This is a genomic window from Paracoccus sp. MC1862 (genome assembly GCF_016617715.1).
Classification (GTDB): Bacteria; Pseudomonadota; Alphaproteobacteria; order Rhodobacterales; family Rhodobacteraceae; genus Paracoccus.
The window spans coordinates 2489360-2514304 of sequence record NZ_CP067225.1 but is presented as its reverse complement, the minus strand read 5'-3'; the positions used below and the strand labels follow the sequence as shown (position 1 = coordinate 2514304).

Sequence of the window (24945 nt, the reverse complement as noted above, 5' to 3'; positions counted from 1 at the left end):
GCCGCGGCTGGTTTCATGGCGCAAAGGCGCGCGATCCCGGTTGCGGCCTGCCGCCCGCCGCAGGGCCGGGTCATCTTTTCCGCCGGATTCCGTGTTCGATGCTGAGAAGGTGGCGTTCCATCGCCGCGGCGGCGCCGGTGCTGTCATTGGCGGCGATGCGGTCTGCCAGGGCCGCATGCTGACGGCCGAGGTCGCGGATGCGGGCGGCGTCCAGCCGGTCGCCCCGCCAGGCGGCCCAGTCGGATTGCTCGCGGATGCTGCGGATCTGGTCGTAGACGCGCAGGAACAGCGGGTTGCGCGCCAGTTCGGCAATGCGGAAGTGGAAGATCGCGTCGGCGATCTCGTAGCCCTCGGGCGTCCGCGCGGTCAGCGTGTTGGCCATCAGGTCGCGCAGGGCGCGGGCGTCCTCGGGGGTGGCGCGCTCGGCGGCAAGGGCGGCCAGCGCGGGCTCCACCTCCATCCGCACCTCCATCACGTCGGCGGGGGTGACGCTGCGGACCAGCGCCCCGAGGCCGCCGGGCACCGGGGGCGGCAGGGTGAAGGTGCCCTGCCCGTGGCGGCGGAACAGCAACCCGTCGCCTTCCAGCACCGCCAGCGCCCGCCGCAGCCGGGTGCGGCCGACGCCGAAGCGAGCGGCCAGTTCGCGTTCGGGCGGCAGGCGGCCGCCCTCGTCGGCGATGCGGGGCAGTTCGGCCCGCAGTCTGTCCTCGAGCGAGAGGGTTTCTGCCTCAGGCGCCGGCAAGGTCGATCCACATCCTGATCGAGGTCAGCAGCAGGAAGATCCCGAAGGCCATCCGCAGCTTGCGCCGGTCGATGCTGTGGGCCAGCCGCACGCCATAGCCCGCCATCCAGGTGGACAGCGGGATGATGACGGCGGCCAGATACAGGTTCACGTAGCCCAAGGACAGCGGCGGCAGCCCGTCCTGCCCCAGCCCGGTCAGCGCGTAGATGATGGCGCCGGGCAGGCCGATGACGAAGCCGATGGCGGCCGAGGTGCCGACCGCGCGGCGGATGTCATAGCCCAAGAAATTCAGCAGTGGCACGCAGACGGTCCCGCCCCCGATCCCCATCATGGCCGAGACCGCGCCCGCGAAGACGCCGAAGCCCGCCCAGGCGGCAGCGGGGAAGCTGCGCGGCTCGACGTCCTGCGAGGGCTTGCGCAGGATCATGTCACCGGCCACGAACAGCGCGATGGTGGCGAAGACCGCGACCAGCACCCAGCCCGAGACATAGCCGCCGACGACCGAGCCCAGCACCACGCCCAGGACGATCCACGGCACCCAGCGCCGCAGCAGCGCGGTGTCGATGGCCCCGCGCCTGTGATGCCCGATCCCCGAGGAGAGCGAGGTGAAGACGATGGTGGAGAGCGACGTGCCCACCGCCACCTGCATCGTCAGCGCCGGGTCCATCCCGGTCAGCGACAGCGCGAAATACAGCGCCGGGACGATCACAATTCCGCCCCCCACGCCCAGGAGCCCGGCGATGATGCCGCCAAAGGCCCCTGCGGCGAGGGCGATCAGGGTCAACTGGACCAGCGCCTCGGTCGTCATGCCCAGCATCGCGTCCTCCGCCGGGCCGTTCCGGTTGCCTGCGTCATGTCAGCGCCCCACCGCATAGGCCTGCATCAGCCGCGGCGTCGCGGCGGCGCGCAGGAGGCCGTCCGGCTCGCGCAGGGCCGCGGTCAGCCGGCCCACGGCCCAGGGTTCCGTGACCTCGATGATGTGGCCCCGCCCGCGCAGGTCCGCGATCACCGCCTCGCCGAAGGCCGGCTCCATCAGCATCCGCGCGGGTTCGGCCTTCCTCGGGTAGAACGAGCCCTGGAAATGCAGCGAATGGAACAGCGGCCGGTCCATGTTGGCCTGCAGGTTGCCGCCGTGATGGACGAAGCGCAAAAACCAGATCAACTGCCACTGGTCCTGCTGGTCGCCCCCCGGCGTGCCGAAGGCCAGCCAGCGGTCGCCGTTCCGCGCCATGGACGGCGTCAAGGTCGTCCTTGGCCGCGAGCCGGGGCGCAGGCCCGAGGGCACGCCTTCCTCAAGCCAGAACATCTGCGCACGGCTGTTCAGCGGGAAGCCAAGGCCGGGGATGACCGGAGAGCTTTGCAGCCACCCGCCCGAGGGCGTGGCCGAGACCATGTTGCCCCAGCGGTCGATCACGTCCAGGTGCACGGTGTCGCCGCGCTTCTCGGTCAGATGCGCCATGGTCGGCTCGACGCTGACGGCGCGGCCCACGCCGAAGTCGCGGAAGGCGCGGGCGATGGCGGCCTCGGCCAGATGCTCGTGGCCCGGCACCCGTCCGGGGCGCTGCTCGGTCGAGGCCTGTGCGCCGATCAGCTTGCGGCGTTCGGCGGCGTAATCCTCGGACAGCAGCACGTCCATCGGGATGTCCGAGAAGTCGGGGTCGCCGTAATAGGCCTCGCGGTCGGCATAGGCGAGCTTCATCGCCTCGGTGACGGTATGCACGAACTCGGCGCCGACCGGGTCCATCGCGGCGATGTCGATGCCGCGCAGGATCGCCAAGGCCTGCAGCAGCACCGGCCCCTGACCCCATGGCCCGGTCTTGTAGACGGTCCAGCCGTGGTAATCGAGCGACAGCGGTTCCTCGGTTCGCGCCCGCCAGCCCGACAGGTCCTCGCGCGCCAGCAGGGCGCGGTGACGCTGGCCGGTCACGTCAGCGACCTCGGCGGTGTCCACGAAACCGGCGATGGCCTCGGCCACGAAGCCGTCCGACCAGATGGCGCGGGCGGCCTCGATCTGGCCCAGGCGGTCGTCGGATGCGGCCTCAGCCTCGTCCACGATGCGCTGCCAGGTGGCGGCAAGGTCAGGGTTGCGGAAGATGCCGCCCGGTTCGGGCGCCTCGCCGCCGGGCATGAAGACGGCGGCGGAACTGGGCCATTCGTCACGCAAAAAGGCGTCGATGCCCTTGATGGTGTTGGCGACGCGCGGCAGCACCGGATGGCCCTCGCCGGCGTAGAATATCGCGGGCTCCATCACCTCGCGCAGGGTCAGGCTGCCGCCCTCGGCCAGCAACTTCATCCAGCCGTCGAAGGCGCCCGGCACGACGGTCGCCAGCAGCCCCGACCCGGGGATCAGCGTCAGGCCAAGTTCGCGCATCGCCGCGATGGTCGCGGCTTTGGGCGCGGGCCCCTGGGCGCAGATCACCTGCGGCTCACCGTCAGCCTTGCGCCAGATCACCGGCAGGTCGCCCGCCGGGCCGTTCAGATGCGGCTCGACCACCTGCAGCACCAGCCCCGTCGCCACCGCCGCGTCGATGGCGTTGCCGCCGCGTTCCAAGACGCCCATGCCCGCGGCCGAGGCGATCCAGTGGGTCGAGGCCACGGTGCCGAAGGTGCCCCGGATCTCGGGCCGGGTGGTGAAGTCGCTCATTGTCAGTCCCTTTGGTTCTTTGTCATTCGCGGGGGTCGAGCGCGTCGCGCAACCCGTCGCCCAGAAGGTTGAAGCCCAGCACGACCAGGAAGATCGCGAGGCCCGGCCACAGCGCCAGCCACGGCGCCTGCGCCATGAAGTTCTTGGCCGTGTTCAGCATCGACCCCCACGACGGCGCGGGCGGCTGCTGGCCGAGGCCAAGGAAGGACAGCGAGGCTTCCGCGATGATCGCGGCGGCGACCGTCAGCGTGGCCTGAACGAGGATGGGGGGCATGGCATTGGGCAGGATATAGCGGGTCAGGATGCGGCGCGTGGACAGCCCGATGGCATGGGCGCCCTTGACGTAATCCTCGGCCCGGATGTTGATGACCTGCCCCCGCGTCAGGCGCACGAAGATCGGCATGGCTGAAATCCCGATGGAGATCATCGCATTGGTAAGGCTCGGCCCCAGGAAGGCGGCCAGCGCGATGGCGAGGATCAGGAAGGGCACCGCCAGCAGCGCCTCGGTGCAGCGCGAGATGATGGCGTCGGTCCAGCCGCCGAAATAGCCCGCCAGCACGCCCAACGGCACGCCCAGAAGGATCGCGATGCCGACCGAGACGATGCCCGCCAGCACCGAGGCCCGCGCCCCCCAGATCATGCGCGACAGGACGTCGCGGCCGATCTCGTCGGTGCCCAGCGGATGGGCGGCGCTGGGCGCCTGCCGCACGGCGGCCCAGTCCGTCGCGGCCGGGTCGGGGATCGGCAGCACCGGCGCCAGCAGCGCGATCAGCAGGAACGCCCCCACGATGACCGCGCCCAGGATCGCGCTGCGATGGGTGCGGAACTTGCGCCAGCTGCGCCGGGCGGGGGTGTCGATGACCGGCGCGACGGTGCGTGCGGCGATGGCCTTGGCCGCCATCACGCGGCCCTCAGGCGGGGGTTCAGAAGGATATACAGCATGTCGGCCACAAGGTTCATCAGGATGAAGCCCACCGCCGTCACCATCACCACGCCCTGCACGACGGCGTAGTCACGGGTGAAGACGGCATCGACCACCAGCTTGCCGAAGCCGGGGATGGTGAAGATCTGTTCCGTCAGCACCGCGCCCGCGATCAGTTCGCCGAACAGCAGCGCGGTCAGGGTGACGATGGGCGTCAGCGCGTTGCGGAAGGCGTGGCGCATGACCACGCGGCGTTCCGGCACGCCCTTGGCGCGGGCGGTGCGGACATAGTCCTGTTTCAGCACGCCCAGCATCGCCGACCGGGTGTGCCGCATCAGCGCGCCCGCAAGCCCGGTGCCAAGCACGAAGGCAGGCATGATCATGGTGCGCATGGACTGCAGGAAATCCTCGGTCGGCGGCACATAGCCCGAGGCGGGCAGAAGCTGCCAGCGGACCGAGACCAGCATGATCAGCAGGATGCCCAGCCAGAAGTTCGGCACCGACATGCCCGACAGCGCCACCATGTTCGCGGCATAGTCGGTCAGCGTGCCCTTGCGGACGGCCGAGACTATGCCCGCAGGGATGCCGATGACCAGCGCGATCAGCATCGCCATCACGCCAAGCTGCAGTGTCACCGGCAGCTTCTGCAGGATCAGTTCCGTCACCGGCTGGCCGGTCCTGAGCGACATTCCCAAGTCGCCCTGCAGCGCCGCCGTCAGCCAGTTGAAATATTGCACCGGCAGCGGGTCGTTCAGGCCCAACTGCTCGCGAATGGCGGCCAGCGCGATGGGGTCGCGTTCTTCGCCCGCCATCGCCAGCACCGGGTCGCCCGGCAGCAGTTTCTGCAGCGCGAAGACGAAGACCGAGATCAGCAGGATCGTCGGGATGGCGGTCAGCACGCGCCGCAGGAAAAGGTTGAGCATGGGCCGAAGGCTCCGGCAATCAGGGGGGTGGACGCGGCCCGAAGGCCGCGCCCCGGATCACGGGTGCGGTCAGTCCGCGTCGGACACGTTCTGCAGGCGGATCATGCCGTCGGGATAGGGCCGGAAGCCCTCGACGCCCGAATCCACGCCATAAAGCCACGCCTGGTAGTAGAGGTAGCTCACCGGCAGGTCCTGCTGCAGGATCGCCTGCGCCGCGTCATAGCGTTCCTTGCGCTGCGCCGGGTCGGTGATGGTGCGGGCCTCGTTCAGCAGCCGGTCCACTTCCGCGTTGGAATAATGCCCGTCGTTGAAGCCCGCGCCGGTGGTGACGAACTGGTGCAGGTTGCCGTCCGGGTCGATCCGGCCCGACCAGCCCTTGGCATGGGACTGGAAGTTGCCTTCGGCCCCGTCCGAGACCAGCGTGGCGTATTCCTTGGCGACGATGCTGATGTTGAAGCCCGCTTCGGCCGCCATCGCCTGGATCATCTGGGCGATCTGCTGGTTCTCGGGGCGGTTCGCGACCTGCAGCTCGACCGTCAGGGGCGTGGTCACGCCGGCCTCGGCCAGCAGCGCCCTGGCCCGTTCCACGTCACGCTCGGGCGCGGCGAAGGCCTCGTTGTAATAAGGGCTGTCCGGCGGGAAAGGCTGGCCCGCGGGCGGGAAGGCGCCCTGGAAGACCACCTGGCTGATTGCGTTGCGGTCGATCGACAGGTTCAGCGCCTGCCGGATGCGGGCGTCCTGCCCCAGCGGGTTCTGGGCCTGCGGGCCGTTGGCGATGTTGAAGTAGATGCCCTGGTAGCCCAGCCCCGTGACCTGTTCCACCCGCAGGTTGCCGTTGCCCTGCACGGCCGGGATGTCGGTCGCGGCCAACTGGTTGATCATGTCGAGGTCCCCGGACTGCAGGTTCGCCAGTCGCACGGTCGAATCCGGGATCGGCAGGTAGACCACGCTGTCCAGTCTGACCGCATCGGCATCCCAGTAGTCGGCGAAGCGTTCCAGCGTGATGCGGTCCTGCGCCACGCGGCTGACGAACCTGAATGGCCCGGCGCAGGCAGGGGCGCTGGCGAAGTCCTTGCCATCCGCGAAGGCTGCGGGCGACATCATCATCCCCGCGCGGTCGGCAAGCTGCGCCATCACGGTCGCGTCCGGCGCCGAAAGGTTCAGCCGCACCTCTGTGGGCGAGATCACCTCGACCGACTCGACGGATGCGAGTTCCGACTTGCGGACGCTGTCCTCAAGGGTCTTCGACCGCTCGATATTGGCCTTGACGGCCTCGGCGTTGAAATCGGTGCCGTCGTGGAACCTGACGCCTTCGCGCAGGGTGAAGGTGATCGACCGCCCGTCCTCGGCCTGCGTCCAGGCGGTGGCAAGCTGCGGGACAAGCTCCAGCTTCTCGTTCACGTCCACCAGCTTGTCGCACATGGCGGTGAAGACGATCCGCCCCACGAACAGGCGCGAGCGGTCGGGGTCCAGCGCGTCGGGGTCGTTCTCAAGCCCGATCCGCAGTTCGGCCGCCCCGGCGGCGACCGTAGTGGACAGCAGAAGCGCCGCGATCAGCGAAACTCTGGTGGTCATGTTCTTACTCCCCTGTTGTCGTTGCAGTCTCGGCCCGCGCCACGGCACGGCGGTAAAGGGCGATGCGTTCGGCGGCAGGGCCGTCCTCGTCACGCGGGGCGGGCGGCGCGAAGGGGTTTTCCGCCGCGATCTCGCGCCAGAAATGGCAGGCGACGGGATGGCCGTCGCCCGTGTCGTCCAGCAGCTCCGGCACATCGAGGCGGCAGCGGTCCTGCACATAGGGGCAGCGAGTGTGAAAGCGGCAGCCGGGCGGGGGCGCGGCGGGCGAAGGGATCTCGCCGCCGATCGCCTCTGCGGGGCGGGACAGGCCCGGCACGGGTTCGGGGATCGCCGCCAGCAGCGCGCGGGTATAGGGATGGCGCGGCTGCGAGAACATCGCATCGGTGTCCCCCACCTCGACCAGCGTGCCGAGATACATCACCGCCACCCGGTTCGACATGTGCCGGATCACCGCCAGGTCATGGGCGATGACGATCAGCGTCAGTCCCAGGGCCTCGCGCAGGTCGGCCAGCAGATTCACCACCTGCGCCTGCACGGACACGTCCAGCGCGCTGACCGGCTCGTCCCCGATCACCAGCGTGGGCCGCGAGGCAAGCGCGCGGGCGATCCCGATCCGCTGGCGCTGGCCGCCGGAAAACTCGTGCGGATAGCGGCCCATGTGCTCGGGGCGCAGGCCGACCTGTTTCAGCAGTTCCGCCACCCGCTCGCGCCGCTGGGCCGCGGTCATCTGCGGGAAATGGGTTTCCAGCGGCTCGCCGATCAGGGTGCCGACGCTGGCGCGCGGGTTCAGGGACGAGAAGGGGTCCTGGAAGATGAACTGCACATCGCGGCGCAGGTCCTTCAGCGCCTTGCCCGACAGTCCCGCAATCTCGCGCCCCTCAAAGGTGACGCTGCCCGCCGTCGGTTCCAGCAGCCGTGCCAGCAGGCGCGCGAGGGTGGACTTGCCGGACCCGGATTCGCCGACGATGGCGAAGGTCTCGCCCCGGTGGATGTCCAGCGAGACGCCGTCCACCGCGCGGACCGGCGGCGGCTTGCGGAACAGCGACCCGGTGCCTTGGAAATGCCGCGTCAGGCCGCGGGCCGAAAGGATCACGTCGCTCATGCGGCGGCCCCGAAGCTTTGTTCCAGCGGCGCGAAGTGGCAGGCCGCGCGGTGGTCAGCCGTGATCTCGCGCAGTGGCGGCTGTTCGGCGCATTTCGGCTGCGCAAAGGGGCATCGGGTGGAAAAGCGGCAGCCTTGCGGCATCTCGGCGGGCGAGGGCACCGTGCCCGGCACAGTGGCCAGCCGCCTGCGCGGCCCGGTCAGCGAGGGGATCGAGCCGAGAAGCCCGATGGTATAGGGATGCTGGGGATCGTTGAAGACCTGCTCGACCGTGCCGGTTTCCGCGATCCGCCCCGCATACATGACGGCGACCCGGTGGGCGACCTGCGCCACGACGCCCAGGTCATGGGTGATGAACACCACCGCCATCCCCCGGTCCCGCTGCAGCCGCGAGATCAGGTCCAGGATCTGCGCCTGGATGGTCACGTCCAGCGCGGTCGTCGGTTCGTCCGCGATCAGCAGCGCCGGTTCATTCACCAGCGCCATGGCGATCATCACTCGTTGGCGCATCCCGCCGGACAGTTCGTGCGGATACTGGCGCATGCGGCGTTCGGGGGCCGAGATGCCCACCTTGCGCATGATGTCCAGCGCCCGCGTTTCGGCTTGGGCCTCGGATACGTCGCGGTGGCACAGCACGGCTTCCGCGATCTGGTCGCCGATGCGGAAGACCGGATTCAGCGAGGTCATCGGTTCCTGGAAGATCATCGCCATCCGGTCGCCGCGCATGCCGGCCAGGCTTTTCGGTTGCGACAGGTCCAGCGCATGGCCGTCGAACTCGGCCCGGCCCTCGATCTTCAGGCCCCTGGCCGAAAGCAGGCCCATGATGGCCAGCGAGGTCACGCTTTTCCCGCTGCCGGATTCGCCGACGATGGCCAGCGTCTCGCCCGGCGCGACGGCAAGATCGACGCCGGCGATGACCTCGGTTCCGGTGCCGAAATCCACGCGAAGGTCCTGCACCTTCAGCAGGGGCGCGCGGTTCACCTGTTTCGCTTCAAGGGATGGGGGCAAACCAATATCCGAACCATGTTGAAAGTGGTTCAGTTATTCAGCCCGCCCATGAGCCTGTCAACCGTGCAGGTCGGTCATTTCATTCCGCAGTGCAGCATGACAGCCGCCCTGCCCATGCGGGCAGCAGCGTGATCAGGCCGCAGACGGCAAGGGAACCTCAGCGAGGGGACGTGGTTCGGCCCGGCTGGTCCTGCGCCACCCGCCACGGCAGGGCGCCGGGCGGCAGCCTGCGGCCCAGGCGGTCGGCGGCCATCACCAGCATCGCCACGGCGGCCAGCGCAAGGACCGACAGCGCCGCCGCCGCGGTCGAGTTGCCTTCGTATTGCAGCGAAAAGATCTGCACGCCGATGGTCTCGTTGCCCGCCGACCACAGCAGCGCCGACAGCGTCAGTTCGTTGATGGCCGTCATGAAGATGACCAGCGCCCCGGCCGCCATCGCGGGCAGCGCCGCCGGGACCGCGATGCCCAGCATCCGGCGCAGGGGCGGGACGCCATGGATGCGCGCGGCTTCGTCCAGCGCGGGGTCCGAGGCGGAAAGCGCGGCCTCGACCGGGCGCAGCGCCAGGGGCAGGAAGCGGCCGAGATAGGCGATCAGCAATATCGCGCCGGTGCTGTAGATCGAAACGCCCAGCAGCGGCAGCGGGCGCAGATAGGCAAGGATCATCGCCAGCGCCAGCACCGTGCCCGGCACCACATGGGCGGGTTCCGCAAGCCAGCTCAGCACCCGCGCCAGCGGGTTGCGGGCGGTCAGCGACAGCCAGGCAATCGGCAGCGCGACCACGGCCGAGACGAGGCCCGCGGCCCCTGCGAGCATGAAGGAATTGGCAAAGGCCCGCCGGATCGCGGGATTGGCAAGAACCGCCTCGAAGTTCCGCAGGGTGGCGGTGCCAAGGCCGAAGGGCACGCCCAGCGCCGGCACCAGCGCCGTGGTCGCCAGCGCGACGATCGGCAGGACCGACAGCGCCACCAGCACCGCCCAGACCGCCGCCGTCAGCGGCCAGTGCCAGCGGCCCCGTTCGAAGCCGGTGAAGCTGCGCCCGGCGGGAACCGGCACTGCCGTCCAGCGCAGCACCAGTTGCCGCAGGATCAGCGCCGCCGCCGCCAGCGCCACCAGCACCAGCGCCATGGCCGCGACCGAGCCGATCACGCCGGGGCCGAAGCCGTTCAGCCGCTGGTAGATCAGCGTCGTCAGCACCGGGAACCGCCCCGGTATCCCCAGCAGCGCCGGCACGCCGAAATTGCCCACGGCGGCGGCAAAGGCCAGCACCGACCCGGCGGCGACCGAAGGCAGCGTCAAGGGCAGCACGATCCGGCGCAGGATGCGGGCGGGTCCCGCGCCGCCGATCCGCGCGGCCTCGATCAGATCCAGCGGCAGGCCCGCGAGCCTTGCGCGGACGGCGATGAAGACCAGCGGCATATGCTCGATCCCCATCAGCCAGGCCACGCCCGCGCCGGAATAAAGCGGATTGCGCGATCCGGGCGCCGGCGCCAGCCCCAGCGCGCCCAGGACGGCCGAGCCGCTGCCCATCAGCTCGATCCAGGCCAGCGCCATGATCTGCGACGGGATCAGCAGCGGCGACAGCGCAAGGAAGCCGAGCAGCGCCTGCCCCGGCAGGCGCAGCAGCCCCGTCGCCAGCGCCAGCGCCGTGCCCAGGGCCGCCGAGATCACCACCGATCCGCCCGACGAGGCCAGCGTGTTCCCCAGCGCCCGCCCGAAGGCGCGGCCCGACAGGGTTTCGCGCAGCAGCCCGAGGGGTTCGCCGGTTTCACCCGGACCCAGGGCCAGTGCGAACAGCCGGATCAGCGGCCACAGCCCGGTGACAAGGACGAAGCAGGCGACAAGGGCCACGATCCACAGACCGCGGGCCCGGCGCCTGTGCAGGCTGCGGATGTCAGCCGCCGAAAAGCTCAGCGAACTGTTCCTTGTTGGCCTGGTCGTCGGCCATCAGCGCCGCCGCATCCAGCGGAAGGATGTTCAGCGTGGCAGGGTCGGGATAACCCTCGGGCGGGGCGACGCCTGCGATGATCGGGAAATAGCCCTGCGTGACCGACTGTTCCTGCGCGGCACGCGACAATTGCCAGTCCACGAAAGCCCTGGCGGCCTCGACATTGTCACTGTCCTTCAGGATCGCGACCGGCTGGGTGATCGAGCTGACGCCCTGATCCGGCCAGACGAAATCGACCGGCGAGCCGTCCTTCTTCGCATTCATCGCCATGTATTCGATGATGATGCCGTAGGACTTCTCGCCCCGCGCGACGGCCTCGATCACGGTGCCGTTGCCCTGTCCGGCGACCGCGCCCGCGTCGGCCAGCGCCTCGTAATAGCCCCAGCCGAACTCGGGCTGCTGGACCATGGTGCCGACATGGATCGTCGCGGCGCCGGAATAAAGCGGGCTGGGCATGATCAGCGAGCCCGCCACGTCCGGCGCCCTGAGGTCGTCCCAGCCCTGCGGCGGCGCCTGCACCATGCCGGTGTTGTAGACGATGCCGGTGGTGATCAGCTTGGTGCCGAAGAAGGTCCGGTCGGGGTCGATGACCGATTCCGGGATGCCCTCGATCGGCGCCTCGGGATGGGCCAGCAGGCGGTCGTCCTGCTTCAGTTGCGTCATCGCCACGGCGTCGGCGATCAGCAGCACGTCGGCGGGGGTGGATCCGGCGGTGAACTCGGCCTGCAGCTTGGACATGAGTTCCGTCGTGCCGGTGCGGAAGATCTCGACCTCGACGTCGGGATAGTCCTTGTTGAAGGCCTCGACGACCATCGCCATCTGGTCCTGCGGCTGCGAGGTATAGACGGTGATCGTGCCCGAGGGCGCGGCAAGGGCCGGCGCCCCAAGCGCGATCAGCCCGAGGGCGGCGAAATGCATCTTTGTCATGGACAGGTCCTGTGGCCGGTTTGCGGCGCCTCTTTAGGCGCGGGGTTTGAAGAATTCGTGACAGATCCATTGCGGCGGCGTCCAGAGCCGGATTTCGCCGTTGCCCATCCGCCGGTGCGGGGCCGTCGTCAGGGCCGCATGGATTTCGCGGTCGGTGCCGGAATGGGCGACGATCAGCACTGGCTGGCCCGGGTCGATGGCGGCAAGGGCCGCGCGGATGCGGTCGCGGAAACCGGCGGGCGATTCGCCGCCCGGCGGGGTCTGGTCGCGCCGCAGGATGGCGCGAGGCCGGCCCTCCCATTCGCCCCAGTTCCGTTCGGCAAGGCCTTCGGCCACAACCACGGGGGCGCGGGTGGTCGCGGCCATGGCCTCGGCGGTCTGGCAGGCGCGCAGCAGGGGCGAGGTGATGATGCGGGCAATCCCGCATCCCGCCAGCGCCACAGCCGCCTGCCGCGCCTGTTCATGGCCGCGCGGCGTCAGGGGCAGGTCGGTGCTGCCGCAGATCACGTCGGCGGCATTGGCCCCGGTTTCGCCGTGGCGCATGAACAGGAACTCGCCGGGGCGGATCACCATGCGATGCGCCCGTTGCCGGTCCAGCGGATGCCGGGAAAGGCGGCCGCGACCGCATGGCGGCTTTCGGGCAGCGCGAAAGCCGCAAGCGCCTGGGCGGGACGGACCTGCGCCAGCGCGGCGGAAAGCGTCGCGCGGTCGGGATGCACGTTCCAGCCCATCCGTCGGGCGCAGCCATCCGCCACCCAGCCCTCGGCGGGCGAGCCCTGCGCCAGATGCCCCGTGAAGATCACCGGCACCCCCGCTGCGATCGCGCGCGGCCCCAGTATTCGCGCCGCGCCGCTGCCGCAGTTCGGTCCCGCCGCGATCATGATGCCGTCCAGCGGACCCTGCGGATCAAGGGGAAGGCCGTGGTGCAGCAATCGTTCGAGCGCCTTTGCGCCCGAGGGGCCGAGCCAATCCCCAAACCCTTGCAGCGTCTGAGCCGTTCGGCACGTCTGGTCGCAAAATCGGACCGTCAGGCCCGCCTCAAGGCAGGCAAGCGCCAGTTCCGGCCCCCGCCCGTCGGCTGGGGCGGGCAGCAGGCAGGGGCCGCGTCCGATGACGTCCAGCAGCGCCGGGAGCTGCGCATCCAGCGTCTCGGCCCGCAGGCCATAGGAACAGTCAAGCACCGCCACTGTCGCGAGTGGCATCGGATCAGCCGGGAACAGCCGCGACGGGGCGGCGAAATCGCCGGAATACAGCATCCCCTCTGTTCCGCCGATCCGTATCCAGACCGCGCCAGGCGCATGGCCCGCGCGCCCGCTTTCCACCCGCACCCCGGCCACCATGCCGTCGCGGGGAAGGTCGCGGGCATCTTGCAGGTGCGGGTCCGGTGCCAGCGCCCGCACCGGCGCGGTGGCATGGATTGGCGGGCAGCCCAGCCGCTCGGCCATCCCCAACGCGCCGGTGTGATCGCCATGTCCGTGCGAGATCAGAACTGCATCGACCGGACCCACGCCGTCCAGATCGGGGCACCGGCCCGCGTCAGGTCCCCGGCCCAAATCCAGCAGCAACCGGCGCCCGCCGATGTCCAGCAGGAAGCAGGCCGGTCCCTTCGCGTCGAAGCCGCCCAGGGCACGAAGCTCGGACATCAGGCAGGTTCGGTGGCCGGGACGGGGGCGGGCAGGGACATGGCGTGCTCGCCCGAGTGGCGCGGCAGGACCCAGCCGCCGTGAATGGCAAGGCCGATCCGCTCGCCGGTCTCTGCCCGCCGGTCCAGCCGCAGGGACAGGTGTTCGGCCTCGGGCAGGTCGTCCAGCAGCACATCTGCCACGAAGAAGCCGTCCTCGAAGCGGGTGGCGGCGATCCGCGCCGGCAGGCCGCCCGGCGCCACCGCAAGGTCGCGGGCGTGCAGGCAGAGCCACGCCGGCCCTGGCGGCGCCTGCCCCGGCAGGGTGATCCGGTGCGGGCCGATCGCGACCTCGCACCGGCTGGCGGCGCTGGCGGTCACCGTCACCGGCAGGGTGCGGCCGTAGCCGATGAAGCGCGCGACCATCTCGCTGCGGGGACGGTCGTAAAGCTCCTGCGGGCTGCCCAGTTGTTCCAGCCGGCCGGCCTGCATCACGCCCACGAGGCTTGCGACGGCCATGGCCTCGTTCTGGTCATGGGTGACGAAGACCATGGTGCAGCCGGTCGCGGCATGGATGCGGCGGAACTCGGCCAGCATGGACTGGCGCAGGTGCGCGTCAAGGTTCGCCAGCGATTCGTCCAGCAGCAGGATGCGCGGCCGCGCGGCAAGGCTGCGAGCCAGCGCCACCCGCTGGCGCTGCCCGCCTGACAACTCGTGCGGCTTTCGCCCGTCCAGGCCCTGCAGGCCGGTGGTGGCCAGCGCCTCGCGGATGCGGGCGTCCCGTTCGGGCCGGGGCAGGCGGTTGAGGCCGAAGCCGATGTTGCCGGCGACGGTCATGTGCGGCCACAGCGCATAGGACTGGAAGACCATGCCCAGCCCCCGCGCCTCGGGTTCGACAAAGCGCCCCGGCCCGGCGGTCAGCTCCCCGCCCAGCCAGAGGCTGCCGGCATCGGGGCGTTCCAGCCCCGCGATCAGCCGCAGAAGCGTGGATTTCCCGCAACCCGAGGGCCCGAGCAGGGCGGTGAAGCTGCCTTCGGGCAGGCACGCCGACAGGCCGTCCACGGCGCGGGTGCCGCCGAAGCGGCGGGAAAGGTCCTGAAAGCGGATTTCGGTCATTCGGCCCTGATAGGCATTGATCGTGACGGTTTTCTGTCAACGGTCAGGGCCGAGGGCAAGGTTCCCCTCCGCGCCACGCTTCAGGCCCTTGCGCGGAAGCGGCAGGGGATCTCGATCCGGGGGGCGCCTTCCGGCGGGGACTCGATCAGGTCGAAGACCCTGGACAGCATGGCGCCCACGTCCTGCTGCATCATGCCCACGTTCTGCGGCAGGAAGGCCGCGAAAGGGTCCCAGTCGAAGCAGCCGAAGCGCAGCAGCGGCATGGCCGGCTGCCCGTGCAGCCAGCGGACCACGCCTTCCAGCGCGATGGTCGAGTTGACGAAAACGCCGCTGCCGTCGGGGATCCGCAGTTCGTTCATCGCGGCAAGGGTCTTGTCGGCGGAATAGCCGCGCATCAGGCAGTGTCCGGCGGGCACCCGCAGGTTTGCCTCGTCATGGGCGGCCATGAAGCCGCGCAGGCGTTCGCGCGTGTTGTTGTCCTGCGCCCGACCGCCGACGAAATAAAGCGGCGCCTGCGCCCCGGAATCCGCCCGCAGCCGCGCCAGGATTGCCCGGGTCAGGTCCAGCGCCCCGGTGAAGTTGTCGGACACCACCGAGGGCGCGCGCGTTCCCGGCAAGTCAAGGTTGATCGCCCGCAGGCCCGTGGGGCCGCAAAGCTCGGCGATCCGGTCGGGTTCGGTCGCACCGGTCACCACCAGCCATTCGGCCTGATAGGACATCATGGCGCGGGCGGCCTCGATCTCAAGCTCAGGCTCGCGCCGGGTGCAGGTGATGACGGGAAAAAGGCCGCGTTCCCGCGCCATCGTCTCGAACTGTTCGGCGATCGCGCCGAAATAGCGGTTGTCGTATTTCGGGATGATCATGCCGATGATGCGCGAGCGGTCCCGGCGCAGCAGACTGGCCTGCAGGTTGACGGCATAGCCCTGTTCGGCGGCGATGCGGCTGATCCGCTCGGCCAGACGGGCGCTGATGCGGCGCTTCTTCCAGGTCCCGTTCAGGACCGAGCTGACGGCGCTGGCGCTGGTCCCCGCGATCCGCGCGATGTCGTAGATCGTGGGCCGCCTGGCGGTGGTCTCATTGTCGTCGGCCATGTCCCCGCCAGATGAGGTGAGGCAGTGAACCTGCCCTTAGAGGAATCTTGACAGGATAGCAGGGTGACGCAATTTAGCTACATCGATTGAGCAGGGATGCTGTATCGGTGGCGCACGAACATCGGCCTGCATCACGGACAGGCGGCGCCTGACATGTGGAGGAGACGGATCATGATGTCGAAACTTTCGCTTGCAGCCGCCCCGGTTGTCGCGGCGGCGCTTTTGGGCGGTGCGGCGATGGCGCAGGAAGCCGCGACGGTCGCCTTTCTGATGCCCGATCAGGCATCCACCCGCTACGAGGAACACGACTTTCCCGGCTTTCAGGCCGCGATGAAGGAACTCTGCCCCGACTGCACGGTGATCTACCAGAACGCCAACGCGGACGTGTCGCTGCAGCAGCAGCAGTTCAACTCGGTCGTCACCCAGGGCGCGAAGATCGTCGTTCTCGATCCGGTGGACTCGGCGGCCGCGGCAGGCCTTGTACAGATGGCGCAATCGCAGGGCGTGAAGATCATCGCCTATGACCGCCCGATCCCGGACGTGCCGGCCGACTACTACGTCTCCTTCGACAACAAGGGCATCGGCCAGGCCATCGCGCAGTCGCTGGTCGATCACATGAAGGCCCAGGGCGTGCCGGAGGGCGCGGGCGTGCTGCAGATCAACGGCTCGCCCACCGATGCGGCGGCGGGGCTGATCCGCGACGGGATCGACGCGGCGCTGGATGCCTCGGGCTATCAGACGCTGGCGGAATACGACACGCCCGACTGGGCGCCGCCCAGGGCACAGGAATTCACCGCAGGTCAGATCAACCGCTTTGGCGCCGACATCAAGGGGATCGTCGCCGCCAACGACGGCACCGCAGGTGGCGCCATCGCCGCGCTGAAGGCCGCGGGCGTCGATCCGCTGCCGCCCGTGACCGGCAACGACGCCACCATCGCGGCGCTGCAACTGATCATCGCGGGCGACCAGTACAACACCATCTCGAAGCCTTCGGAAATCGTGGCCGAGGCCGCCGCCAATATCGTCGCGACCTTCCTGAAGGGAGAGACGCCCGAGGCGAAGACCACGCTCTACGACACCCCGTCCGAGTTGTTCGTCCCGGCGGTGGTCACGCGCGAGAACATCAAGGCCGAGATCTTCGACAAGGGCATCCAGACCCCCGAGGAAGTCTGCACCGCCGAATATGCCGATCCCTGCCGCGAACTGGGCATCCTGCAGTAAGATGACAAAGGCGCGCGCCCCGGCGGCGCGCGTCCTTCAAGGGAAGGAACCGCAGATGGCCGAAAGCCCCCGATCCGCCGAACCGATCCTGAAGCTGCGCGGCGTGTCCAAGCAGTTCGGCGCCGTGCAGGCGCTGGCCGACATCGAACTGGACATTCACGCGGGCGAGGTCGTGGCCCTGGTCGGCGACAACGGCGCGGGCAAGTCCACGCTGGTCAAGGTGCTGGCGGGCGTCCACCAGCCGACTGCCGGCACGGTCGAGTTCATGGGAAAGCCCGTGACGCTGGACAGCCCCGGAAAGGCGCTGGAAATGGGCATCGCCACCGTCTTTCAGGACCTGTCCTTGTGCGAGAACCTGGATGTCGTCTCCAACCTGTTCCTCGGCCACGAGATTTCCCCATGGCGGCTGGACGAGGTGCAGATGGAGGTCCGCGCCTGGACCCTGCTGCGCGAGCTTGCCGCCCGCATCCCTTCGGTCCGCGAGCCTGTGGCCTCGCTGTCGGGCGGCCAGCGCCAGACCGTCGCCATTGCGCGCTCGCTTCTGCTGGACCCCAAGGTCATCATGCTGGACGAGCCGACCGCTGCACTGGGCGTGGCGCAGACCGCCGAGGTGCTGAACCTGATCGAGCGGGTCCGCGACCGCGGCCTCGGCGTCATCCTGATTTCCCACAACATGGAGGACGTGCGCGCCGTCGCCGACCGCATCGTCGTCCTGCGGCTGGGCCGCAACAACGGCATCTTCACGGCCGAGTCCTCGAATGCCGAGCTGGTCTCGGCCATCACGGGGGCCACCGAGAACGCCGTCTCGCGCCGGCAGGCGCGTAAGCTCGAAGAAACGGGGGCCTGACATGACCGAGCCACAAGCCGCGCTGGACCGATCCGACAGCCGTGTCCGCCATGACGAAGGGATCAGCGGCGCCGTCCGGGGCTTTATCGACCGGGTGCGGTCGGGCGACCTGGGGATGCTGCCGGTCATCCTCGGCCTGATCCTGATCGGCACCGTCTTCTGGTCGCTGAACCCGGTGTTTCTGGCGCCCAACAACCTCGCGAACCTCTTGTTCGACGCGGCGGCAGTGGGCTGCATCTCGCTGGGGGTCGTCTGCGTGCTGATGCTGGGCGAGATCGACCTGTCCGTGGGGTCGATGAGCGGACTGGCATCCGCCATCCTCGGCGTCATCTGGGTCAAGATGGGGCTGCCGGTGGCGCTGGCGATCCTTGTGGCGCTGGCCTCGGGCGCCTTCATGGGCTTCGTCTATGCGACGCTGTTGAACCGCTTCGGGATGCCCAGCTTCGTGTCGACCCTCTCGGGGCTGCTGGCGATGCTGGGCCTGCAGCTTTACCTGCTGGGCTCGACCGGCTCGATCAACCTTCCTTACGCCTCGCCGCTGGTGCGCTTCGGCCAGATCCACGTCATGCCCGCATGGTTCAGCTATCTGCTGGCGGTGGTGCCGGGGGCGGTGATCCTGTGGCTGGGCCTCGACCGGATGCGGCGCCGGCGGGCGGTCAACCTGTCCAACCCCGGCGGCCTGTCAGTCCTGCTGGCGCAGGCGGGCATCCTGACGGTGATCCTGCTGGGGGCCGTTTATTACCTGAACCAGGGCCGGGGCATCCCGTGGATGTTCGGGCTGTTCGTGCTGCTGGTCGTCATCATGAACTATGCCCTGACGCGCACGAAATGGGGCCGCGCCATGTTCGCGGTCGGCGGCAACCGCGAGGCCGCGCGGCGGTCGGGCATTAACGTGAACCGCATCCGAATCTCGGCCTTCATGCTGTGTTCCACTCTGGCGGCGCTGGGGGGCATCCTCGCGGCCTCGCGGCTTGCGTCGTCCAGCCAGCAGGCGGGGACGGGGGACGTGAATCTCAACGCCATCGCGGCGGCGGTGATCGGGGGGACGTCTCTGTTCGGAGGGCGCGGCTCGGCCTGGTCGGCGCTGCTGGGGATCATCGTGATCCAGTCGATCTCGAACGGGCTGACGCTGCTGAACCTCAGTTCGTCACTGCGCTATATGATCACCGGCGCGGTCCTGGCCATTGCGGTGATCGTCGATTCGCTGGCGCGGCAGTCGCGCGCGAGCCACGGCCGCGCTTGAGAAGGACATACCATGGCTGAGCAACTGTCAGGCAAGGTCGCGGCCGTTACCGGCGCCGCGTCCGGGATCGGACTGGAATGCGCCCGCACCATGCTGGCCGAAGGCGCCGAGGTCGTGCTGATCGACCGCGCCGCCGATCGGCTCGAGGCGCTGTGCCGTGAACTCGGACCCAAGGCGCATCCGCTGGTCGTGGACTTGCTGGATGGCCCGCAGGTGGACAGGATCGCCACAGGGATCGAGGAACTGGCCGGCCCCGTGGACATCTTCCACGCCAATGCCGGCGCCTATATCGGCGGCCCCGCAGCCGAGGGCGACCCGGACGCCTGGGACCGGATGCTGAACCTCAACATCAACGCGGCCTTCCGCAGCGTCCGCGCGGTCCTGCCCGGCATGATCGAGCGAAAGACCGGCGACGTGATCTTCACCTCGTCCGTCGCCGGCGTCGTGCCGGTGGTGTGGGAGCCGATCTACACCGCATCGAAATTCGCGGTGCAGGCCTTCCTGCACGCGACCCGTCGGCAAGTGGCGCCGCACGGCGTCCGCATGGGCGCGGTGCTGCCTGGGCCCGTCGTCACGGCGCTGCTGGACGACTGGCCCAAGGCCAAGATGGAGGAGGCGCTGGCCAACGGTTCACTGATGCAGCCGAAGGAGGTGGCCGACGCGGTGCTGTTCATGCTGACGCGGCCGCGGGGCGTGGTGATCCGCGACCTCGTGATCCTGCCCAACAGCGTCGATCTGTGACGAGGGACGCCATGACAAGCGACGGACCGTTCTTCCTTGGCGTCGATGTCGGCACCGGCAGCGCCCGCGCCGGGCTGTTCGACGCCACAGGCCAGATGGTCGCCAGCGCGAAACGTGACATCAGGATGTGGCGAGATGGCGCCGACATCGCCGAGCAGTCGAGCGAGGACATCTGGGCCGCCGTCTGCGCCGCGACCCGCGAGGTGGTGGCGGGGATCGACCCGGCGCAGGTCGCGGGCATCGGCTTCGACGCGACCTGCTCGCTGGTCGTCTTGGGCGAGGGCGGGCGTCCGCTGACCGTCAGCGCCTCGGGCGACGCGGCGCGCAACATCATCGTCTGGATGGACCACCGCGCCGTGGGTCAGTCCGAGCGGATCAACGCCCTGGGCCATCCGGTCCTGCGCTATGTCGGCGACGTGATCTCGCCCGAGATGGAGACGCCGAAGCTGCTGTGGCTGCGCGAGAACCTGCCCGAGAGCTACGCACAGGCATGGCAGTTCTTCGACCTTGCCGATTACCTTGGCTGGCGGGCGACGGGTGACCTTGCGCGGTCAAGCTGCACCGTCACCTGCAAATGGACCTATCTTGCCCATGAGGACCGCTGGGACCCGGACTATTTCCGCAGCATCGGGCTGGAGGATCTGGCGGACGACAACTTCGCCCGCATCGGCCAGAGGATCGTCGCGCCCGGCACCCCGCTGGGATCGGGGCTGACCGAGGCAGCGGCGGCCGATCTGGGCCTGCGGGCGGGGATTCCAGTCGGCGCGGGGCTGATCGACGCCCATGCAGGCGGAATCGGGACCGTGGGGATGCAGGGCCGCCCGGAAAGCAACCTCGCCTATGTCTTCGGCACGTCGTCCTGCACCATGACGACGACGCGCGAGCCAGTCTTCGTCCCGGGCGTCTGGGGACCTTACTATCAGGCGATGGTCCCGGGGATGTGGCTGAACGAGGGCGGCCAGTCCGCCGCCGGCGCCGCGATCGAGCAGCTTCTCGCCTTCCACCCGGCCGCGCCTCAGGCCGCCGCCGAGGCCAATGCCGCAGGCCAGCCGCTGCCGGTCTGGCTGGCCGAACAGGCTGCCCGCAAGGCAGGCGACCTTTCCGCCGCGGTGACGCTGGCCGAGGGGCTGCATGTCGTGCCCGAGTTCCTCGGCAACCGCGCCCCCTTCGCCGACCCCCATGCCCGCGCGATCATCGCCGGGCTGGGGATGGAGCGGGACTTGGACAGCATGATTGCGCTTTACGTCGCAGGCCTCTGCGGCATCGCCTATGGGCTGCGCCAGATCATCGAAACGCAGGACAAGGCCGGGGCCTCGGTGGACCGCATCGTCATCTCGGGGGGAGCGGGTCAGTTGGACCTCGTGCGCCAGTTGCTCGCGGACGGCTCGGGCAAGCCGGTTCTGTCCAGCATGGCGCCCGAGCCGGTGCTGCTGGGCTCGGCCATCATCGGCGCGGTGGCCGCCGGTCATTTCGCGACGGTGCCCGAGGCGATGGCGGCCATGTCACGGCCTGCGGAAGAATACCGCCCCGATGCGGAAGCCGCGACCCTGCACGATGCCCGCTACCGCAGCTTCCGCGCGCTGCAATCGGCGCTGCGCGACAGCCGCGCTGGCAGGGCATAAGGCCGGTATCCAGCATTCATGTCCGCCTTGCGGCCATCAGGCTGCACTGCGGTCGTGGTCTGGGAATCTGTCGCCTTGATGGGCGCGGACGTGGCAGTGTCATTCAGATGATCTGAACCCTGCCACAGTTTGGGTGCGGCAGGCAGCAGGCATTCACGATCAGCCCGAAGCCGCCAACCGGGCGGATCATGCCGCCTGACGCGGGCCACGCGCAGATGGGAAGGATCGCCCGCCGGGGTCAGCCGTTCTCCTGCTCCTGATCCTCGGGGTGTCCGCCGCGCTTGTTGTGGCGTTCCTGGTTCTCGCCCCGCACCGCCGGATCGCCGTCATCGCTCGCCAGAGGCGTCGGGTCGCGGGGCAGGTCGGTCTCGGTGATGCGGTCGCGCACCTCCTTCGAGGCGTTCAGGTAAGGCCGCGGATCGAAGTCCTTGTCCGCATTGCTGGTGTCCACGCGCCCTTCGATGATCTGGCGCTGCTGCTGGTGGGTCTTGTCGCCTTGCTGGGTCTTGTCGGCGCTCATCGCGGTCTCCTTTCGGTTGACGGCTATTTGTTCTCGCGTCCCCGCTGGTCTGGGTCGATGCCGCCCTCGGGGGTGGTGTCGTTCATCACGTCGCCCTCAAAGGTGTTCTCGCCCTCAAGATCGCGGTCCGCGCCGGTGGCGCCCTTGGAACTGCCGATGCCCGGATCGCGCTTGAGGTCGGCGTCAGAGGGCTCGGTGGTCTTGGGATGCTTGTTGCTGCTCATCTGCTGGTCTCCCTTATCGGGCGGTGCCACGGTCCGTAGGCTGCTCGCGCCCCTCGGGACGCTCGTCGGCCAGCTTTTCGCTGTCGATGTCATCGGGGTCCTGCGCGCCCACATGCTCGTGCCCCTGCTCGTTCTTGACGTGGCGGGAATCGAGCCCGCGCTGCTCGGAATGACGCGAGGTGTCGCGGTTCGACAGCACCTCGGTCGGCAGCGGGGTATCCGGTTCGACCGGGTTCAAGCCGCCCGAGCCGTCGCCCTTGCCCTGGTCCTGTTGGCCTGCCCCGAATTTCTTGCTGCTTGCGTTTGCCATCGGCTTTTCCTTTCCGTCGGGCCGCATCGTCGCGGCGGTCCGTGTCTCAACGGATGGGGGCGGGCGATGTTCCCGGAAAACCCTGCAAGGCCCGCAGTGGCAACCTTCGGTATTGCAACCTAGGCGCGGTCTTCGCAGGATGGCCGGGCAAGAAAGCGGGCCTTCCGGCCCGGACTTTGACCCAGCGCAACGTCCTGCCGGGCTGAAAAGCCCAGACGTTTGCCCAAGCCAAGCCCTTGGCCGGAGCCTGCAATGCCCTTTCCTGCTGTCCTTCTGGTCCTGATTCGCGCCGTGATCCTTGCAATGGCCGGGCTGGGCTTCGCCTCGGCCGCCCAGGCGCTGACGCTGGACGAGGCGCTGGCGAAGACCCCGGCGGCCGACCTGTTCGCGGGGGCGGAGAGCTACGGCCCGCCCCAGGGCGAACCCGCCATCGTGCCGGTGATGCGCGGGGCCGAGACGCTGGGCTACGCTTATCTCGCGTCCGATTTCACCCCCTCGACCGGCTATTCGGGCAAGCCGATCCACATTCTCGTCGGCATCGACCCCGAGGGCGTGGTCCGCGGCCTCAGCATGATCGAGCATCACGAGCCGATCGTCCTGATCGGCATCCCCGAGGCGCGGGTGCTGGAAGCCATCAATGGGCTGATCGGCGCCGATCTGGGTCGCGTCGCCGCCGGAGAGGCGCGTCCGCCGCAGGTGGACATCGTCTCGGGCGCGACCGTCACCGTGCTGGTGATGGGCGACAGCGTGGTGCGGTCCGCGGTGCGGCTGATCCGTTCCGGGCGGCTGGGCGGCGTGGCCCCGGCGGAACTTGCCCCCGAGGTGCAGCGCGAGCTTGATCCCGCCGCAACCGCTGCGGCGGACTGGGAAACGCTGGTGGGCGACGGCAGCGTGCGTTCGCTGGTGATGACCGTGGGCGAGGTCAGCGCGGCCTTCGCAGAGGCCAGCGAGCCGCTGGCCGCCGGGCGGCCCGAGACGCAGAATCCCGAAGATACATTCATCCAGCTTTACGTGGCGCCGGTGTCGGTGCCCTCGATCGGGGTCAGCCTGCTGGGCCAGCAGGGATACGACCGGCTGGCCCAGCGGCTTGAGCCGGGACAGGCAGCGCTTCTGGTGGCGGGCGACGGGGCCTATTCGTGGAAGGGCTCGGGCTATGTCCGGGGCGGCGTCTTCGACCGGGTCGAGCTGCTGCAGGACGGCCAGGGCCTGCGCTTTCAGGACCGCAACCACACGCGCCTGCCTACGCTGGCGGCGCAGGGGGCGCCCCGCCTGCGCGAGATCGCGCTGTTCGTCGTCCCAGAGGGCGCCGAGTTCGACGTGACCGAGCCTTTCGAGCTGCAACTGCTGGTTCATCGCGCGACGGAAGGACGCGACACCGCCACGCTGTCCTTCAATCTCGGCTACAACCTGCCGGAAAGCTACATGCTGCCCGCGCCCGAACCGGTGCCTGCCGCCACGACCGCCGTCGCGGCCACCACGGTCGGCGAGCCGATGCCCGAGGATGACGGCCCGGCGCTGTGGAAGACGATCTGGGACATGAACCGGCTGAACGTGGCCATCGCCTCCGTGGCGCTGGGCGTGCTGACGCTGATCTTCTTCTTCCAGGACCTGCTGGTGCGCCGCCCGGTGCTGTTCACCTGGGTCCGCCGCGCCTACCTGCTGTTCACGCTGGTCTGGCTGGGCTGGCTGGTCAACGCGCAACTGTCCGTCGTGAACGTGCTGACCTTCTTCAACTCGCTGCTGTCGGGCGGCTTCTCGTGGGAATATTTCCTGACCGCGCCCTTGGTCTTCATCCTGTGGATCGCGGTGGCGGCGGGGCTGCTGTTCTGGGGCCGGGGGCCTTTCTGCGGCTGGCTGTGTCCCTTCGGCGCGCTGCAGGAACTGTCGAACACCGTCGCCCGCAAGCTGCGCGTGCCGCAGTTCACCGTGCCATGGGCGCTGCACGAACGCATGTGGCCGCTGAAATACATGATCTTCCTCGGACTGTTCGGCCTGTCGCTGTATTCCTTGGCGCGCGCCGAGGTCTATTCCGAGGTCGAACCGTTCAAGACCGCGATCATCCTGAATTTCATGCGGGAATGGTGGTTCATCGCGTTCGCGCTGGCCTGCCTGTTGCCGGGGCTGTTCATCGAACGCTTTTATTGCCGCTACATGTGCCCCCTTGGCGCGGCGCTGGCGATCCCCGGCCGGATGCGGATGTTGGAATGGCTCAAGCGCTGGCCGGAATGCGGATCGCCCTGCCACCGCTGCGCCAAGGAATGCCCGGTGCAGGCGATCCACCCCGAAGGCAACATCAACGTCAACGAATGCATCTACTGCATGCATTGCCAGGTGCTTTACCACGACGACACACGCTGCCCGCACATGATGACCGTCAAGGCGCGGCGCGAAAAGATCGCCCGCAGCGGCGGCCCGAAGATGCCCGACCTCGGGGGCGCCCAGCCCGCGCTGAAGCCCGCAACCGGCGCCATCGGCGGCACCCCCGTCGCGACAGTCACCACCCCCGGTCCTGCCGGCAAGGAGCCTCCGGCCTTCCGGGCGCAGAAACGCTTGGCCGAGCAGGCTGCGGCATCCACCACGTCAAACCCTCAAGGAGCTTGA

Annotated in this window: 23 protein-coding genes; 6 read left to right on the top strand and 17 right to left on the bottom strand. The window is 69.1% G+C overall.

Annotated elements, in window-relative coordinates; genetic code table 11:
• Positions 1–70 precede the first annotated feature (70 nt).
• From JGR78_RS12415 to JGR78_RS12350, 14 genes are all read right to left on the bottom strand, one after another.
• Complete coding sequence (locus JGR78_RS12415; protein ID WP_182792710.1) at positions 71–742, bottom strand: FadR/GntR family transcriptional regulator; 672 nt, start codon at positions 740–742, stop codon at positions 71–73.
• Complete coding sequence (locus JGR78_RS12410; RefSeq protein ID WP_182792711.1) at positions 729–1559, bottom strand: sulfite exporter TauE/SafE family protein; 831 nt, start codon at positions 1557–1559, stop codon at positions 729–731. Before JGR78_RS12410 ends, JGR78_RS12415 begins: the two co-directional genes overlap by 14 nt.
• A gap of 39 nt (positions 1560–1598) precedes the next feature.
• Complete coding sequence (locus JGR78_RS12405; protein ID WP_182792712.1) at positions 1599–3386, bottom strand: gamma-glutamyltransferase family protein; 1788 nt, start codon at positions 3384–3386, stop codon at positions 1599–1601.
• Between the two features lie 22 nt (positions 3387–3408).
• Positions 3409–4287: an ABC transporter permease gene (locus JGR78_RS12400; RefSeq protein WP_182804744.1), complete on the bottom strand. Its 879-nt coding sequence runs from the start codon at positions 4285–4287 to the stop codon at positions 3409–3411.
• Positions 4287–5231: an ABC transporter permease gene (locus JGR78_RS12395; protein ID WP_182804746.1), complete on the bottom strand. Its 945-nt coding sequence runs from the start codon at positions 5229–5231 to the stop codon at positions 4287–4289. The genes JGR78_RS12400 and JGR78_RS12395 overlap by 1 nt, the downstream gene beginning before the upstream one ends.
• A 69-nt stretch (positions 5232–5300) precedes the next feature.
• Positions 5301–6806: an ABC transporter substrate-binding protein gene (locus tag JGR78_RS12390; RefSeq protein ID WP_182804748.1), complete on the bottom strand. Its 1506-nt coding sequence runs from the start codon at positions 6804–6806 to the stop codon at positions 5301–5303.
• 4 nt (positions 6807–6810) lie between these two features.
• Positions 6811–7908, bottom strand: a complete 1098-nt coding sequence (locus JGR78_RS12385) for an ABC transporter ATP-binding protein (protein WP_182804751.1) — start codon at positions 7906–7908, stop codon at positions 6811–6813.
• Positions 7905–8888 (bottom strand): ABC transporter ATP-binding protein, encoded by a 984-nt coding sequence (locus JGR78_RS12380; protein WP_182804754.1) that lies wholly within the window; start codon positions 8886–8888, stop codon positions 7905–7907. Before JGR78_RS12380 ends, JGR78_RS12385 begins: the two co-directional genes overlap by 4 nt.
• A gap of 184 nt (positions 8889–9072) precedes the next feature.
• The gene (locus tag JGR78_RS12375) at positions 9073–10764 is read right to left on the bottom strand and encodes an iron ABC transporter permease (RefSeq protein ID WP_182804756.1); all 1692 of its coding nucleotides are present in this window, start codon (positions 10762–10764) and stop codon (positions 9073–9075) included.
• Between the two features lie 43 nt (positions 10765–10807).
• Positions 10808–11788: an ABC transporter substrate-binding protein gene (locus JGR78_RS12370; protein WP_200559320.1), complete on the bottom strand. Its 981-nt coding sequence runs from the start codon at positions 11786–11788 to the stop codon at positions 10808–10810.
• Positions 11789–11821: 33 nt separating this feature from the next.
• The gene (locus JGR78_RS12365) at positions 11822–12361 is read right to left on the bottom strand and encodes a histidine phosphatase family protein (RefSeq protein WP_182792719.1); all 540 of its coding nucleotides are present in this window, start codon (positions 12359–12361) and stop codon (positions 11822–11824) included.
• Entirely contained in the window at positions 12355–13431 is a 1077-nt protein-coding gene (locus tag JGR78_RS12360; RefSeq protein WP_182792720.1) for an MBL fold metallo-hydrolase, read from the bottom strand. Before JGR78_RS12360 ends, JGR78_RS12365 begins: the two co-directional genes overlap by 7 nt.
• The gene (locus tag JGR78_RS12355; protein ID WP_182792721.1) at positions 13431–14525 is read right to left on the bottom strand and encodes an ABC transporter ATP-binding protein; all 1095 of its coding nucleotides are present in this window, start codon (positions 14523–14525) and stop codon (positions 13431–13433) included. The genes JGR78_RS12360 and JGR78_RS12355 overlap by 1 nt, the downstream gene beginning before the upstream one ends.
• 80 nt (positions 14526–14605) lie before the next feature.
• Positions 14606–15616 carry a LacI family DNA-binding transcriptional regulator gene (locus JGR78_RS12350; protein WP_182792722.1) on the bottom strand — a complete coding sequence of 337 codons (1011 nt, stop codon included), beginning with the start codon at positions 15614–15616 and terminating at the stop codon, positions 14606–14608.
• Positions 15617–15787: 171 nt separating this feature from the next.
• On the opposite strand from JGR78_RS12350, the gene JGR78_RS12345 reads away from it, so the two are divergent.
• From JGR78_RS12345 to JGR78_RS12325, 5 genes are read left to right on the top strand one after another with little or no spacing between them, the layout of a single operon-like run.
• Positions 15788–16837 carry a sugar ABC transporter substrate-binding protein gene (locus tag JGR78_RS12345; protein WP_182792723.1) on the top strand — a complete coding sequence of 350 codons (1050 nt, stop codon included), beginning with the start codon at positions 15788–15790 and terminating at the stop codon, positions 16835–16837.
• A gap of 55 nt (positions 16838–16892) precedes the next feature.
• Positions 16893–17684: an ATP-binding cassette domain-containing protein gene (locus JGR78_RS12340; protein WP_182792724.1), complete on the top strand. Its 792-nt coding sequence runs from the start codon at positions 16893–16895 to the stop codon at positions 17682–17684.
• A gap of 1 nt (position 17685) precedes the next feature.
• Complete coding sequence (locus JGR78_RS12335; protein WP_182792725.1) at positions 17686–18927, top strand: sugar ABC transporter permease; 1242 nt, start codon at positions 17686–17688, stop codon at positions 18925–18927.
• 12 nt (positions 18928–18939) lie between these two features.
• Complete coding sequence (locus tag JGR78_RS12330) at positions 18940–19668, top strand: SDR family oxidoreductase (RefSeq protein WP_182792726.1); 729 nt, start codon at positions 18940–18942, stop codon at positions 19666–19668.
• 11 nt (positions 19669–19679) lie between these two features.
• On the top strand, positions 19680–21290 hold the full coding sequence (locus JGR78_RS12325; protein WP_182804758.1) for an FGGY-family carbohydrate kinase: 1611 nt from the start codon (positions 19680–19682) through the stop codon (positions 21288–21290).
• A gap of 238 nt (positions 21291–21528) precedes the next feature.
• Here the strand turns inward: JGR78_RS12325 and JGR78_RS12320 are convergent, their stop codons facing one another.
• From JGR78_RS12320 to JGR78_RS12310, 3 genes are read right to left on the bottom strand one after another with little or no spacing between them, the layout of a single operon-like run.
• Positions 21529–21810, bottom strand: a complete 282-nt coding sequence (locus tag JGR78_RS12320; RefSeq protein WP_182792728.1) for a hypothetical protein — start codon at positions 21808–21810, stop codon at positions 21529–21531.
• Between the two features lie 23 nt (positions 21811–21833).
• Complete coding sequence (locus JGR78_RS12315; RefSeq protein ID WP_182804760.1) at positions 21834–22034, bottom strand: hypothetical protein; 201 nt, start codon at positions 22032–22034, stop codon at positions 21834–21836.
• A gap of 13 nt (positions 22035–22047) precedes the next feature.
• Positions 22048–22344: a hypothetical protein gene (locus JGR78_RS12310; protein WP_200559319.1), complete on the bottom strand. Its 297-nt coding sequence runs from the start codon at positions 22342–22344 to the stop codon at positions 22048–22050.
• A 252-nt stretch (positions 22345–22596) separates the two neighbouring features.
• Here JGR78_RS12310 and JGR78_RS12305 point away from each other — a divergent pair, with 252 nt between their 5' ends.
• Positions 22597–24945, top strand: coding sequence for a NosR/NirI family protein (locus tag JGR78_RS12305; protein ID WP_200559318.1), 2349 nt, complete (start codon positions 22597–22599; stop codon positions 24943–24945).

Excerpts from the sequence above, each read along its gene's own strand:
- JGR78_RS12410 (WP_182792711.1), bottom strand. The coding sequence starts at position 1,559 with ATGCTGGGCATGACGACCGAGGCGCTGGTCCAGTTGACCCTGATCGCC.
- JGR78_RS12405 (WP_182792712.1), bottom strand. The coding sequence starts at position 3,386 with ATGAGCGACTTCACCACCCGGCCCGAGATCCGGGGCACCTTCGGCACC.
- JGR78_RS12400 (WP_182804744.1), bottom strand. The coding sequence starts at position 4,287 with ATGGCGGCCAAGGCCATCGCCGCACGCACCGTCGCGCCGGTCATCGAC.
- JGR78_RS12395 (WP_182804746.1), bottom strand. The coding sequence starts at position 5,231 with ATGCTCAACCTTTTCCTGCGGCGCGTGCTGACCGCCATCCCGACGATC.
- JGR78_RS12390 (WP_182804748.1), bottom strand. The coding sequence starts at position 6,806 with ATGACCACCAGAGTTTCGCTGATCGCGGCGCTTCTGCTGTCCACTACG.
- JGR78_RS12385 (WP_182804751.1), bottom strand. The coding sequence starts at position 7,908 with ATGAGCGACGTGATCCTTTCGGCCCGCGGCCTGACGCGGCATTTCCAA.
- JGR78_RS12370 (WP_200559320.1), bottom strand. The coding sequence starts at position 11,788 with ATGACAAAGATGCATTTCGCCGCCCTCGGGCTGATCGCGCTTGGGGCG.
- JGR78_RS12365 (WP_182792719.1), bottom strand. The coding sequence starts at position 12,361 with ATGGTGATCCGCCCCGGCGAGTTCCTGTTCATGCGCCACGGCGAAACC.
- JGR78_RS12360 (WP_182792720.1), bottom strand. The coding sequence starts at position 13,431 with ATGTCCGAGCTTCGTGCCCTGGGCGGCTTCGACGCGAAGGGACCGGCC.
- JGR78_RS12355 (WP_182792721.1), bottom strand. The coding sequence starts at position 14,525 with ATGACCGAAATCCGCTTTCAGGACCTTTCCCGCCGCTTCGGCGGCACC.
- JGR78_RS12350 (WP_182792722.1), bottom strand. The coding sequence starts at position 15,616 with ATGGCCGACGACAATGAGACCACCGCCAGGCGGCCCACGATCTACGAC.
- JGR78_RS12345 (WP_182792723.1), top strand. The coding sequence starts at position 15,788 with ATGATGTCGAAACTTTCGCTTGCAGCCGCCCCGGTTGTCGCGGCGGCG.
- JGR78_RS12340 (WP_182792724.1), top strand. The coding sequence starts at position 16,893 with ATGGCCGAAAGCCCCCGATCCGCCGAACCGATCCTGAAGCTGCGCGGC.
- JGR78_RS12335 (WP_182792725.1), top strand. The coding sequence starts at position 17,686 with ATGACCGAGCCACAAGCCGCGCTGGACCGATCCGACAGCCGTGTCCGC.
- JGR78_RS12330 (WP_182792726.1), top strand. The coding sequence starts at position 18,940 with ATGGCTGAGCAACTGTCAGGCAAGGTCGCGGCCGTTACCGGCGCCGCG.
- JGR78_RS12325 (WP_182804758.1), top strand. The coding sequence starts at position 19,680 with ATGACAAGCGACGGACCGTTCTTCCTTGGCGTCGATGTCGGCACCGGC.
- JGR78_RS12320 (WP_182792728.1), bottom strand. The coding sequence starts at position 21,810 with ATGAGCGCCGACAAGACCCAGCAAGGCGACAAGACCCACCAGCAGCAG.
- JGR78_RS12315 (WP_182804760.1), bottom strand. The coding sequence starts at position 22,034 with ATGAGCAGCAACAAGCATCCCAAGACCACCGAGCCCTCTGACGCCGAC.
- JGR78_RS12310 (WP_200559319.1), bottom strand. The coding sequence starts at position 22,344 with ATGGCAAACGCAAGCAGCAAGAAATTCGGGGCAGGCCAACAGGACCAG.
- JGR78_RS12305 (WP_200559318.1), top strand. The coding sequence starts at position 22,597 with ATGCCCTTTCCTGCTGTCCTTCTGGTCCTGATTCGCGCCGTGATCCTT.